General features: G+C 35.5%; 9 protein-coding genes. 8 read left to right on the top strand and 1 reads right to left on the bottom strand.

The window, feature by feature from the left end; genetic code table 11:
* Positions 1 to 218: 218 nt before the first annotated feature.
* From QUF93_RS18860 to QUF93_RS18850, 3 genes are all read left to right on the top strand, one after another.
* The gene (locus QUF93_RS18860; protein ID WP_289359830.1) at positions 219 to 1,934 is read left to right on the top strand and encodes a peptide ABC transporter substrate-binding protein; all 1,716 of its coding nucleotides are present in this window, start codon (positions 219 to 221) and stop codon (positions 1,932 to 1,934) included.
* 444 nt (positions 1,935 to 2,378) lie between these two features.
* Positions 2,379 to 4,073 carry a peptide ABC transporter substrate-binding protein gene (locus tag QUF93_RS18855; RefSeq protein ID WP_289359829.1) on the top strand — a complete coding sequence of 565 codons (1,695 nt, stop codon included), beginning with the start codon at positions 2,379 to 2,381 and terminating at the stop codon, positions 4,071 to 4,073.
* 84 nt (positions 4,074 to 4,157) lie between these two features.
* Complete coding sequence (locus tag QUF93_RS18850; protein ID WP_289359828.1) at positions 4,158 to 4,877, top strand: class I SAM-dependent methyltransferase; 720 nt, start codon at positions 4,158 to 4,160, stop codon at positions 4,875 to 4,877.
* A 39-nt stretch (positions 4,878 to 4,916) separates the two neighbouring features.
* On the opposite strand, the gene QUF93_RS18845 is transcribed toward QUF93_RS18850, so the two are convergent.
* Entirely contained in the window at positions 4,917 to 5,306 is a 390-nt protein-coding gene (locus QUF93_RS18845; RefSeq protein WP_289359827.1) for a hypothetical protein, read from the bottom strand.
* A gap of 137 nt (positions 5,307 to 5,443) precedes the next feature.
* On the opposite strand from QUF93_RS18845, the gene QUF93_RS18840 reads away from it, so the two are divergent.
* The 5 genes from QUF93_RS18840 to bcaP all read left to right on the top strand — a co-directional run bounded on the left by QUF93_RS18840 (position 5,444) and on the right by bcaP (position 13,686).
* On the top strand, positions 5,444 to 5,779 hold the full coding sequence (locus QUF93_RS18840; protein WP_002121310.1) for a hypothetical protein: 336 nt from the start codon (positions 5,444 to 5,446) through the stop codon (positions 5,777 to 5,779).
* Positions 5,780 to 6,054: 275 nt separating this feature from the next.
* Positions 6,055 to 8,151, top strand: a complete 2,097-nt coding sequence (locus tag QUF93_RS18835; protein ID WP_289359826.1) for a vWA domain-containing protein — start codon at positions 6,055 to 6,057, stop codon at positions 8,149 to 8,151.
* A gap of 83 nt (positions 8,152 to 8,234) precedes the next feature.
* Positions 8,235 to 11,597 carry a tubulin-like doman-containing protein gene (locus tag QUF93_RS18830; RefSeq protein WP_002121306.1) on the top strand — a complete coding sequence of 1,121 codons (3,363 nt, stop codon included), beginning with the start codon at positions 8,235 to 8,237 and terminating at the stop codon, positions 11,595 to 11,597.
* A gap of 57 nt (positions 11,598 to 11,654) precedes the next feature.
* Entirely contained in the window at positions 11,655 to 11,795 is a 141-nt protein-coding gene (locus QUF93_RS18825) for a hypothetical protein (protein ID WP_002121303.1), read from the top strand.
* A 514-nt stretch (positions 11,796 to 12,309) separates the two neighbouring features.
* Complete coding sequence (gene bcaP, locus QUF93_RS18820; RefSeq protein WP_289359825.1) at positions 12,310 to 13,686, top strand: branched-chain amino acid transporter BcaP; 1,377 nt, start codon at positions 12,310 to 12,312, stop codon at positions 13,684 to 13,686.
* The last annotated feature ends 50 nt before the right edge of the window (positions 13,687 to 13,736 follow it).

Here is a 13,736-nt window from a genome sequence, read left to right as displayed (position 1 = left end):
AATGGAGAAGAATAAGGCGTATAGTACAGACATATAGTAGATGGGGGATAAATCATACTAAATTACGAAGATAAAAATCAGAATATTTAAAATAAAACTATTTACAAATACGAAAAAAAGAGTAGAATAACATTAGTTGTAATTTTCTGAAAAATAAATTTTTAGCAAGGGGTCTCTCAAGGGTTGGTAATGTACATATAATTAGGGAGGATACAAAAATGAAGAGAAAAAAGATGAAAAAGTTAACGGCGGTTGTAGTACCAGTTTTAGCGATGAGTGTTGCATTGACAGCATGCTCCGGATCAGGTGGGGAGAAGAAAACGACTACTACATCTAATAGTGGGGAAGAAAAAAAATCTGATATTAAATATGCAGCGAAGCAAGTATTAAATCGTACGGAAAATCAAGAAATTCCGACGATGGACACTTCTAAATCTACTGATACGTTAGGGGCACAAATTTTAGGGAACACGATGGAAGGGTTATATCGCCTGGATAAAGATAATAAGCCTATTCCTGCTGCTGCAGAATCAAGTACGAAAAGCGAAGATGGTAAAAAATATACGTTTAAACTGCGTAAAGATGCGAAATGGTCAAATGGAGAGCCTGTAACAGCAAAAGATTTCGTATACGGATGGCAGCGCTTACTTGATAAAAACACAGCTGCAGAATATGCATTTATTGCTTACTATATTAAAAATGCAGAAGCGATTAATAAAGGAGAAAAACCTGTAACGGAATTAGGAGCAAAGGCGGTAGATGATTACACGCTAGAAGTAGAATTAGAAAAACCGGTACCGTACTTCTTAAATTTATTAGCATTCCCGTCATATTATCCTTTAAATGAAAAGTTCGTAAAAGAAAAAGGAGAGAAATTCGGTTTAGAAGCAGATACAACATTGTATAACGGGCCATTTGTAATGGCATCGTGGAAACATGAACAAGGTTGGCAGCTGAAGAAAAATGATAAGTATTGGGATAATAAGACTGTGAAATTAGAAGAAATTAATTACAGCGTTGTAAAAGAAGTGGCTACAAAAGTAAATTTATATGATACAGGATCGATTGATTTCACACTATTATCAGGAGAATTCGTAGATAAATATAAATCGAACAAAGAGGAATACGGTGAATATTCAGAAGCAAGTACATTCTTCTTACGTTTAAATCAAAAGCGTAACGGACAAGATACACCGTTAAAGAGCAAAAAACTTCGTGAAGCAATCGCATTATCAATTGATAAAAAAGGTTTAGCAAACGTTATTTTAAATAATGGTTCAAAAGCAACGGATCAATTGGTTCCAAAAGGGCTTGCGACAGGACCGGATGGTAAAGATTATCAAGATACATTTAAAAATGGTCTGAAATATGATCCTAAAAAAGGTGCAGCAGCTTGGGAAGAAGCGAAAAAGGAACTTGGAAAAGATCAAGTTACAATTGAATTACTAAGCTATGATGATGGAACTGCGAAAAAGATTGCTGATTACTTTAAAGATCAAATTGAGAAAAATTTAAAAGGTGTAACAGTTAACACGAAAATTCAGCCATTTAAACAAAAATTAAAATTAGAGTCAGCGCAAGATTATGAAGTTTCGTTTGCGGGTTGGAGCCCAGATTATTCGGATCCAATGACATTTATTGATATGTTTGAATCGAAGAGCCCATATAACCAAATGGGTTATTCAAATCCGAAATACGATGAAATGGTTCAAAAAGCAGGTAATGAATTATTGTCCGATCCGAAGAAGCGTTGGGAAACGTTAGGAAAAGCAGAAAAACTATTCCTTGAAGAAGATGCAGGATTAGTTCCTTTATATCAAACAGGAAGAGCATATGTAATGAAACCGAATGTAAAAGGAATTGTGAAACATAACATCAGTCCAGAATATAGCTTTAAGTGGGCATATGTAACTGAGGATGGTGGAAAGAAATAACATGAAAGCATTTCAAAAGTGGCTAAGCTGCTTTTGAAATGCTTTTTTTAGTATAAGGAGAATAAGGATTATTGAATTCTTGAGAAGCGCCGGGGTCGCTTTTAAAATTTCACTGTAGGATATTAGAAGAGAATGCAACGGTTGGAAAGATAAATGATAGTAAAAGATTTCATATGGATAAGGAAAAGATAGAAATTAGCAATAGAGAAGAATAAGGATGGGTATGTTTACATATAGTAGGTGGGGGATAATTCATATAGTAGTAATAGTAAAATAGCAAGTTATTATCATAAAAAAATAAATATTTAGAAAATTTACAAAAATACTTTACAAAACTCGAAAAAATAGTAGAATATTAATTAATAAGAATTTTCTGATAACGAAAGTTAATAGAGAATCTCTAAATGTTAATATCGTACATATAATTGGGGAGGGTACAAAAAAATGAAGAGAAAAAAGATGAAAAAATTAACAGCGGTTGTAGCACCAGTTCTAGTAATGAGTATGGCATTAACAGCTTGCTCTGGATCAGGGGATAAAGATAAGGCAAGCACAACGCCGAAAAGTGGCGAAAAAGAAGGCGGAAAATTAGCAGCAAAACAAGTACTTAATTTAACAGAAAGCCAAGAGATTCCATCTATGGATTCTGCAAAAGCAACAGACCAAGTATCGTTTCTTGCTTTAAACAACGTAATGGAAGGTTTATATCGACTTGATAAAGATAATAAAGCAACACCAGGGGTTGCTGAATCATATAAAAAGAGTGATGATGGTAAAAAATATACATTCACATTAAATAAAAATGCGAAATGGTCAAATGGAGAACCTGTAACAGCGAAAGATTTCGTATTTGCTTGGAAACGTGCGGTAGATAAAAATACAGCAGCGGAATATGCATACATTATGTTTGATTTAAAGAACGCAAAAGCAATTAATGATGGGAAAGCACCACTGGATACGTTAGGTGTAAAAGCTGTAGATGACTACACATTAGAGGTAGAATTAGAAAATCCAGTTCCTTACTTTGTAGAATTAACTTCATTCGGAACATTCTATCCGTTAAATGAAAAATTCGTAAAAGAAAAAGGAGAAAAATACGGTTTAGAATCAGATACAACGTTATACAACGGACCATTTACATTAACAGATTGGAAACATGAAGAAGGTTGGAAATTAAAGAAAAATGCACAATATTGGGATAATAAAACAGTTAAGTTAGAAGAAATCAACTTTAACGTAGTAAAAGATAGCGGTACACGAGTTAACTTATATGAAAGTGGACAAATCGATCGTGCTGGACTTACGTCTGAAATGGTTGACAAATATAAATCAAATCCAGACTTCTATACACAAAAAACACCATCAACGTTCTTCTTACGTTTAAACCAAAAACGTGGTAATCAAGATACGGTGTTAAAGAACAAAGATTTACGTTTAGCGATTGCGATGGCGTATGATAAAAAAGGCTTAACGAATGTTATTTTAAATGACGGATCTACACCTGCAGATTACTTAGTACCAAAAGAATTTGCGAAGAGTCCAGATGGAAAAGATTTCCGTAAAGATAACGGAGATATTTTAAAAACAGATGTGAAAAAAGCAAAAGAGCATTGGGAAAAAGCGAAAAAAGAACTTGGAAAAGAGCAAGTAACAGTAGAGTTATTAAACTATGATAGCGATAATGCGAAAAAAGTAGGGGAGTTCTTAAAAGGAGAGCTTGAGAAAAATTTACCAGGCTTAACAGTGAACTTGAAAAACCAGCCGTTTAAACAAAAATTAAAACTAGAATCAGATCTAGATTATGATTTATCTTACGCTGGTTGGGGACCTGACTACTTAGATCCAATGACATTCATTGATATGTTCGTTACAAACGGACCTCATAACCAAACTGGATATTCAAATCCGAAATATGATGAAATTGTAGAAAAAGGTAAAGGCGAGCTATTAACGAAAACGAAAGAGCGTTGGGATAGCTTACTAAAAGCTGAGAAAATGTTACTTGAAGATGCAGCAATTGCACCGTTATATCAACGTGGTGATGCTATCGTTCAAAGACCGAAAGTAAAAGGTATTGTTCACCACCCAGTTGGTGGAGATTACAGCTACAAATGGGCATATATCGGTGAGGAAAAATAAGCTGAAGGGGGCGCATGATGCGCCCTTTTTTCTATGCACTTTTCTTCCTTCCTCGAATATATAAAATAAAAAAGGGAGAATCCCATGAAACGAAACGTATATATAGATTTTCTAGCTTATTACGGAATAGGTAGTGCTCATCCTGGTGGTTTTACGTTAACAAAACAATTATTAACACAATTGCCACTTAGATATGGAGCGAATGTTCTTGAGATAGGTTGCGGCACGGGGAAAACAGCGGCGTATATGACAAAGGAATTTGGTTATAAAGTAACAGCGGTTGAAAAGAATGAAATTATGATTCAAAAGGCGAAAGATAGATGGTTGTTTGAAGGATTAGACATACAATTGATTGAAGGGAATGTAGAACAATTACCTTGCTTAAATGACTCATTTGAGTTTGTGCTCGGAGAATCGATACTCGCTTTTACAGATAAAGAAAGGGTTATATCTGAGTGTTATCGTGTATTACAGAAGAATGGTAAACTTGTTGTGATTGAAATGATTATTGATACTCACATTGAGAAGAATGAAGAGGACAAAATTGCCCAATTATATGGGATGAAAGAAGTATTAACTGAGAATGAGTGGGTACAATTATTTCAGAAAGCAAATTTTGAAAAGATTACAATTGCTGGCGGTGGGACAATTGCAGAAACGATCTCTGGCTATATAGAAGAGCCAGAATGGAATGTATCATCATATATTCCAAATGAGTTATATGATGCATGGATACAGCATGAAAATATAAGACTTATGTATCAACATATTTTAGGGCACCGTATTTTTATATGTGAAAAATAGAGAAAAGGGTTGGCTAAAAACAGCCAACTCTTTATTATGTTAAATGAAAAATAATGCAGCTAAAGTAATTCCAAAGATAAAGCCAAATCCGAGTTCAACGCCCCAGCCACAACCGCCGCCACCCCAGCCACAACTATTGCAACCACGACCACCGCATCCACAGCCACCAAATCCGCCGCCACCGCATCCAAATCCACAGTTATCACACCTGCTAAGGCCTCCGCAAAGATCACAACCGCCGTTTGCATACGCGTCATAGTATCCGAATCCTGTATCAAAAGACGAGCGCTGTTGCACCGGTTCAATCCATACAGAGTTTTTTGTCACATCAATTATTTTTCCTAAGTGAATGCGACCATCACGATCTTCAATTCGAACAACCTTACCGAAATAACGTTGGCACGCATCATAACATTTTTGTCTATGCATGTTCTTTCCTCCTTCCCCATTACAGTAATACGATATGTAAGGGGGACAAGTGCGGCTTGTACGAATGTCCTATCTATCATAATTGTTATACGAAAGGGGAAATATACGAACAGGATACACAACGAGGAGGAAGAGAAATGAAATCTACAGACCAATTTCAGACGTACGAAGTTCCTTGGGAAGAATTTATTGAAGCATTACGAGGGGAAATAAAGAAACAAGTAGGGGCAGATATTATTGATACGGTCGTATGTAATTTGAAAGATGGTTTTGAAGTGTATACATATGTGCAAGGAGATTTGGATTTTGAATATAAGGAGGCGCTTGAAAGAAAATACGGAAGCGATGCGAAGATACCTAACTTACTAACTGTTATGCTGTTAGCTAGTATTTACAATACAAGTGAAGAGAATATACGTTTACATGCAGATCAAAAGGAAGATCCGATTGTTGAAGTATATGTGAAGAAGTAAAGAGTGCGCTAATTATAGCGTGCTCTTTATTTTTTGTATTGAATAGAAAATCAAACTTTAATGGTGGAATTTATAGCGGGAAAAGTATGAAAGCTATGTGTTATTTCGGATATATATAATAAGGAAAAAACTTAAAATAAAATATAGAGTATTTCATTTTTGTTTACATAATGTAATTGTTGTGAACTGTTGTCCTAAAATACAAGTCATATATCTTGTTTCCTCTCATAAATTTAAACATAGGAATTTGTCTACAAAGGTGGCGAAGCCTCATCATGAAAATTCGAATTTGTGCCACGTTCATGTTGTTTCTATTTATATGTTTACCTTTTTCAGTTTTTGCAAAAGGAGAGGAGGCAAAGGAAAGGGTCGTTTCACTTGTATATGATGATTCGGGCAGCATGAGAAATAACGATCGCTGGAAGTATGCCAATTACGCCTTGCAAAGTTTAGTTGCGCTATTAGATGAGAAAGATAAATTTTCTTACGTTCCAATGAGTAAGCCGAATAATCCGTTAAACATTTCGTTAACAAAGGATCAAAGGCAAACAGAAATTGATGGAATCGGCGCGTGGAAAACATATTTAAATACTCCATTTAGCGCAGTAGAAACGGCGATGCAATCTATAAAAAAGGAAGCAGATATAGATGGAAAACGTGAATTTTGGCTTATTGTATTAACTGACGGGGCATTTAATGATTTGGAGAAAGATAAGGTTGGCGGAAAAGAACAAATTACACAGAAATTAGCACAGTTTAAGAAAGAAATGGATTCTAAAAAGATCTCTTTGCACCCAGTCTTAATCACGATGGAAGAGGATTTAGGGCAGCAAGAGAAGCTGCAGTTAAATACGTTTAAAGAGATTTGGAAAAAAGAAATGAATGGAGTTGTCATGCCGTCTAGCGGTGAGGATGGTATTGTACAAAGTGTGAATCAAGTGGCAGCACTAGTTGCAAATCGTGATCCATTTTCTTCTGTTGAATCGATTGTCAAAACGAAAATAGTAGGGAAAAAAGTAGAGATTACAACGCCGTTTCCATTAAAGCGTATGACGCTTGTACGACAATCACCTTCTTTGTCTAATTATAAAGTTATGCAACTTTCCAAACCGTTACAATTGCAGTCTTCTTTTTCCATACATGCACCAGGAGAAGCTAAATTATTCGGAAATATAGTGCATGTAAGTACAGCGAATCAGGAAGTGATTAAGCCAGGGACATATACGATAGAAGTGGATCAGGACATTGAGAAAGAGGGATTACAAGTACTTGTTGAACCAGCGCTTAATTATACTGTTTCTACGTATGACAAAGATGATAAAGATAGAAAAAATGTTGAGGAAATGTATGAAGGTGTGACAGCTGTTATTGAAGCGAAACCTACTGAATTACCAATTCAAACTTCTTATTTCGAAGCAGAAGTAGAAATAGATGGAAAGCAGTATCCGATGAAGTGGGATGATAAAAGACATGTGTTTTATTACGAGGCAAAAGTTGGTAAAGAGTTAGTGCGCGGGAAAGTCCATATGAATATAAAGGGATTTTATAGACAGACGAAAGAATTCAAGATTGAACCAGCTGAAAAACCAAAATTATCACTTCAAGCTGTTACGAAAGATTATGAAGAAAAGGTAACAAATTTAGAGAATAGTAAACCATTTATTTTACAGCCGCAGTTAGATGGTAAACCGATGACTGAAGAAGCTGTAAAGAAACTATTAAAATCTACAGGTGTCACATCCAATCAATCGATCAACTATGAATTAAAACAGCATGGTAATCAAATTTATGTTTATCCTCGTCCTTATTACTCCGACACATTCAATTTTACAGATACCGGCACCGTAGAGGCTACCATCACGATCAATGATTCAAAATTACAAGAAGTAAAGGAAAAGATTTCGCTTCATATTGAAAATGCGCCTTTTTTTGAGAAGTATGCGCTCATTTTTAAATTTGTAATTCCTATCACTTTATTACTTTTAATAGTAGGAATTCTTATTTTAGGATGGATTGTTCGTCCAAGATTTCATCGGAAAGCATTACTATATTACGAATGGGATCAAGAAGTAGCGAAAGATTGGCTTTACCAATCTGAACCAGAGTTACTTAAAAATAAATGGTGGAAGCACTATTTTGGCATTCCATTCCGAGCAGAAAGAAAGACGGTGCAATCTGTAACATTAATAGCGAAAAAAGGATCGAAATCTATATTTGTAGCGAAAGAATCGCAAGTAGTTGGGATGATTATTGATGGAATGTTTATTACAGAGGAAGAAGTGGGAATGGAGCATAAGACATTGTATCCAAATGAAATTTTATTAATTGATAGAGGATATGGTAAGGAGATTTACCGGTATGAATGTGAATAGTAGATAAGGTGTAAGGGAGACGGAGGAAGAGTGGCTCTTTTTATTCTTCTTTTCAAACAAGCACGAATAGGAAGGTGGTTCACATGACATTACAAGTTCCAACGATATTAATTGGATTAGGTGGAATCGGTAGTACTGTCACACATCAAATATATGAAAAATTACCTGAGGAGCGCCGGAAAAAGGTAGCAATGCATGTATTTGATACAGATGTGAATACATTGAGTAAATTTGATCATATTCGGAAGTTTAAGACGCAAACGAGTTCGAGTAAAACGCCGAGAGAGTATATTGCGGGAGATCCAACGATTCCAGAGTGGTTCCCAATGGATCCGACTATACTGGATAAACCGTTAACAGAAGGAGCCGGACAGTTACGCGTCATTTCACGTTTAGCGTTACGTGCTGCGATGAAAGAAGATAAATTGACGTCCTTTTGGCAAGAAATCGAGAAGATTTTTCCAGTTACAAGTGATCAGACGGAATATGGTGTGCGTGTCATTATTGTAACGTCGTTAGCTGGCGGAACAGGCTCAGGGATGTTTTTACAAATCGCATTATATTTGCGTGAAATGCTGCGGAAAAAATTGCAGCATCACAACATTTTAATTCGCGGTGCGTTTTTAATGCCAGATGTTTTAGTTAAGACGAGAACGGTTAGTGCGAAAGAATTTGAAACTGTGCAAGCGAATGGTTATGCATCATTAAAAGAGTTGCACGCTATTACGCTCGGATCGACTGGTGAATTATCAAAACGAGGCGGCGTAACGATCGAATTAGAATATCGTCCTGATCAAGTGGATGAAGATGGAAGAACAAATCATACGATAAAGCAGCATCATTTACCGTACAATTATTGTTTCTTATATGATTATGAAAATTTACATGGACACCATTTACACAATTTATCGGATTATATGGAGCAAATGGCAAATACGATTTATTTACAGTTATTTAGTCCAATGTCTGCAAATCATTTTGCGCAAGAAGATAATCAAATTCAGCAATTGGCAGAATCGAGTGGGAAAGGGAGATATTGCGGAGCAGGAACGGCAAAACTTATTTATCCATATGAGCACGTTTTGAAATACTGTGCTTTAAAATGGGCGGTGCAAGGTTTAGATGAATCTTGGCTTCATTTAGATCAATTGTTTCAAGAGAAGAAGCAAAGATACGATCAAGATGTAAAACGCGGTATGCAGCGTGAAAAGCCAGAGCGCGGGAAAAGTTATTTAGAAGATTTAGAGCATCTTGCTACTCGTCCAGAGCAGGCCCATATTTTTTATAGACAAATGTTCAATGAGACGCGAGAAGGGGCAGAGGGCGGTAAGGTCGGTGTCGCGAAGTCTAAGTTGTTTTTAGAGGCTGTCGAAAGCTATGTACACCGTACAGTGCAAAAAGATGAAGAATTAAACCGCCTGCAGCATGAGTGTAAAATATCGGCTGCGAAACTGAAAATGATGGAACAAATGAAAGGTGAAGTAGCGAGAGTTGATCATGCGGTTCGTTTATATGCTTATGCGATTCCTAGCCGTGTACATGAGCATGTGACTACCCTTTTATATGACATGATCGAATCAGACCGTTTTACACCGAGTGGTTCAGAAGGACAGTCTTATCAATTAAATACATGGTTTTTAAAGAAAACGGATCCGGTTCATCCCGTCGCAGCACGTTTTATGCTGTATGAAATTCGAAAGCAGTTAGTGGAGAAGATGAATCGGCTACATGAAAATAATGAACAAAAGCGTAATTTAATTCAAAATTACGATAAGAAATTTAATGTGAGTAATATTGATGGAACGGTAACGGCTGTTCGCCGCGTTGAAATTGCCCAGCAACAAGGGTGGTTCGGGAAAATGTTTTATAATCAGCAACGTTTGTTCAAAAAAGAATTTGAAGATATCGTAACGCAATATGTCCACAAATTAAGTGAGTATCGTAAAGAAATGTTGTTAGAACTCGTGTATCAATCGCTATACCAAGCAGTTGATAAAATGATTCAATATTGGGAAAGATTCTTTGATAATTTACACGAAACACGTGAAAATTTATTGTTTGAAATTGAAAAGCGAAGCAAGGAATTTGAGGGGAAAACGAACCCGACGAATGTATACGTATTAGCTGAAGAGAAATTGCAAGAAAAGATTTGGCAAGATATGCAGCAACATTTAAACTTAGGTGTATTACCGAAAGATATATCGTCCGAAATTTATATGAGCTTGTATGGGGAATATTGTCGTGATGCGAAAGCCGAAGAAATTCAGTCAAAAAAGGTGGAAGACTTCTATCGTGAACATATATTGAGTTATTGTTATGACGAACTTCAAGTGCGCTATCGTGACAAACTAGAGCTTAATATCGTTGAAGCATTGCGAAAAGAAGCTGATTTCAAGAAACGTGATCGTGATGAATACGTTCGTGAAAAAATTGAAGATCTTTTCCATTTAGCAAGTCCGTTCGTTCCGAAAGTTTCTCATCATAGAGAATTACAATATTGGGGCGTACATCCATCTTTAAAACAAGAATTACAAGAAGAGTTATTGCAAGAAATGTTTAAAGAAAAAGATACGGTAAACGAGGCGTTTTCACCATTTGAAGTGATTTGTTATCGTGCTCATTACGGATTATCGCTACAAGATTTTCCAAAGCTTTCATCTGGGCATATTGCAAATGGTTTTATGAACGATAAAGGTGACTACTTTCAATCGTATTATCGCCGCGTAAACAAATTAAATAGTAAAAAATCTAGTTTGACGCCGCATTTAGATAAATATTGGCATTTACCAGCCTTTATGCCAGACTTGAATGCAACGCAAACGAAGTTAGATTACGATAAATGTAATCGTGCTCTTCTATATGCGTATATGTATCGTTGGATTAGCTTAGTTGCTGTTGATGGACAATTCGTGTATCAATATAATGGTGTTGGCCGTAGCTTTTTAATCCAGTCGATGGGGAAAAATATTTCAAGTGAAAGTTATAAATTGCACAGAGCATTGCTTCATAATCCTTTTATTTATGAAAATATTTTGTCCAGGTTTGAAGAAGAGCAAGAAAAGGCAATGATACAAGGTGGACATTTATATACACATGCATTTGTATTAGGTGCTCAAGATATTAGATGGCTTCGTAAAGAGCATGTCCATAATATTTTAGATATGATTTTAATGTATGATCGTGAAGCAAAATATGACCCGACGTTAGAAGAAACATCCGACGAATTGTTAAGGCTATTCCTTGATGAAATTGAGCTGTATTTCCAAAATTATTACGGAACAGGTGCAGATATGGTTGCGAAGAAAGAGAAAGAGATGTTTATGAAACAATTGTGGGATCGTTCGTATGCGAAGGGGTATGTGGATCCAAATAGTGCACCTTATAAAAAATGGCAAAATGTATTACATGTTCCTGATGAAGAAGAAGCGCCAAAAACGAATGTATAATGAGTGAAAAGGGAATCCTTAAGAATGGCAATACAACTTTAGAAATGAGGGATTCCGATGCCGTTTTTAGGAAGTGTATATCAAATATTTGGATTATATCCAGAAATTTATCATGCGATGATTTCAGCAGAGCTGCAAGAAGAAGCTCAAAAGGAACATATCAATAATAATAGTACAGAAATTGAAGCGGAAGAATAAAGCGCAGATGAAAATCTGCGCTTTTTTTATTGTCTTAAGTGAAAATACTGTTTGCAATTTGTAGGAAAGCTAATCGGTCTAACAAGATGGATAATTATTTCTATATAACGAATCGACTGGTTTTATCGTACTTACATACGGGGGTTACATTGAATTCAATGTATAAAAATGAATTTCGGAATAATAAAAAGTGTATTAAAATGGGAATTAATAGTGTTCGTGAGTGACATCGTATATTTTGGAATGCTATTTTGTTTATAATTATTCAATTCGGGTGAATTAATTATATTATTGACAATATAATTAATCGTGTGATAAATTCAATCAATCTTCTAAAAATATGCCTGTTAACAAGCGTGTTTTCGGAAGATTGATTTTTCAGATTTTAAATTATGTAATTTGTGGAATTTATATAGGGAGTGAAAGTAAAGCATGAATATTATTAATGTGTAATAGCAACAGTAATAAAGATTGTAATGAGTAAGGGATAATTTTGAAAAAGAGGTTTCTACGAATGAGTTTATTTATAAAGAAAGCAATGAATGAAGAAAAGAAAAAAGTGTTGCAGCAAACTTTAGGAGCAATTGATTTAACGCTTTTAGGAATTGGAGCAATTATTGGTACAGGCATTTTCGTATTAACAGGTATTGTAGCAGCGAAACATGCTGGTCCAGCAATTGTATTATCTTTCATGTTAGCTGCAATTGTATGTGCTTGTGTAGCCTTTTGTTATGCTGAATTTGCATCTACAGTCCCAGTCTCAGGAAGTGTGTATTCGTATACGTATATGACATTAGGTGAGATTTTTGCTTTTATAGTTGGCTGGTGTGTCATGTTAGAGTACTTATTAGCTACTTCTGCGGTGGCGGCGGGCTGGTCAGCCTATTTTCAGTCATTGCTACTAGGATTTAATATTCATATTCCGGCAATCGTTGCTTCTGCACCAGGGATGGAGAATGGCGGAATTATTGACTTGCCAGCTGTTATTATTATTTTAGTTGTTACATTTTTACTAAGTCGTGGTGTGAAAGAAAGCGCACGTATAAATAATATAATGGTTATTATTAAACTGGCTGTTATTTTAGTATTTATTATTGTAGGAGCAAACTATGTAAAGCCAGAGAATTGGCAGCCGTTTCTTCCTTTTGGATACCATGGTGTTATTGGAGGAGCTGCTACTGTATTTTTTGCCTTTTTAGGTTTCGATGCAGTTGCAACAGCAGCAGAGGAAGTGAAACGCCCACAACGTAACGTTCCAATTGGATTACTTGTCTCTTTATGCATTTGTACAATTCTTTATGTTGGTGTTTCATTCGTGTTAACTGGAATGGTTCCATTTACGGATCTGAATGTAGCTGATCCAGTAGCATATGCACTGCGTATTGTAGGAGAGGATAGAATTGCTGGTCTATTATCAGTTGGAGCAATAGCTGGTTTAACAACAGTTCTGTTAGTTGCTATGTTTGCATTTGTTCGAGTATCATACTCGATGAGCCGAGATGGATTGTTACCAAAAAGATTTTCGAGTGTTCATAAACGTTATCAAACACCATTTTTTAATACATGGATTACGGGTATTCTTGCGGCTGTATTAGCAGGTTTATTGGACTTGAATTTGTTGGCAAATTTAGTGAATGTGGGAACGATAACAGCTTTCATATTTGTATCTATAGCTGTAATTGTATTAAGGAAGACACATCCTAATTTGAAAAGACCATTCCGTGCTCCGTTAGTTCCATTCTTACCTATACTTGCGATAGTAAGTTGTTTATATTTAGCATTAAATCTTTCTAAAACCACTTTAATCAGTTTTGCAATTTGGGTTATTGTAGGTATTTTTATTTATTTTATATACGCGAAAAAGCATAGTAAGATTAGAAATAAAGTATAAGGTATTACAATGATGGTTGTAGGCTAAAAAGATTTATTTTTTACCTATAG

This window comes from Bacillus hominis (assembly GCF_030348325.1).
Classification (GTDB): domain Bacteria; phylum Bacillota; class Bacilli; order Bacillales; family Bacillaceae_G; genus Bacillus_A; species Bacillus_A hominis.
Note: the sequence above shows the minus strand (reverse complement) of the source record. Positions and strands in the feature narration are given on the sequence as shown.

Coding starts and splice junctions, on each gene's coding strand:
- bcaP (WP_289359825.1), top strand. CDS start 12,310: ATGAGTTTATTTATAAAGAAAGCAATGAATGAAGAAAAGAAAAAAGTG.
- QUF93_RS18845 (WP_289359827.1), bottom strand. CDS start 5,306: ATGCATAGACAAAAATGTTATGATGCGTGCCAACGTTATTTCGGTAAG.
- QUF93_RS18860 (WP_289359830.1), top strand. CDS start 219: ATGAAGAGAAAAAAGATGAAAAAGTTAACGGCGGTTGTAGTACCAGTT.
- QUF93_RS18840 (WP_002121310.1), top strand. CDS start 5,444: ATGAAATCTACAGACCAATTTCAGACGTACGAAGTTCCTTGGGAAGAA.
- QUF93_RS18855 (WP_289359829.1), top strand. CDS start 2,379: ATGAAGAGAAAAAAGATGAAAAAATTAACAGCGGTTGTAGCACCAGTT.
- QUF93_RS18835 (WP_289359826.1), top strand. CDS start 6,055: ATGAAAATTCGAATTTGTGCCACGTTCATGTTGTTTCTATTTATATGT.
- QUF93_RS18825 (WP_002121303.1), top strand. CDS start 11,655: ATGCCGTTTTTAGGAAGTGTATATCAAATATTTGGATTATATCCAGAA.
- QUF93_RS18850 (WP_289359828.1), top strand. CDS start 4,158: ATGAAACGAAACGTATATATAGATTTTCTAGCTTATTACGGAATAGGT.
- QUF93_RS18830 (WP_002121306.1), top strand. CDS start 8,235: ATGACATTACAAGTTCCAACGATATTAATTGGATTAGGTGGAATCGGT.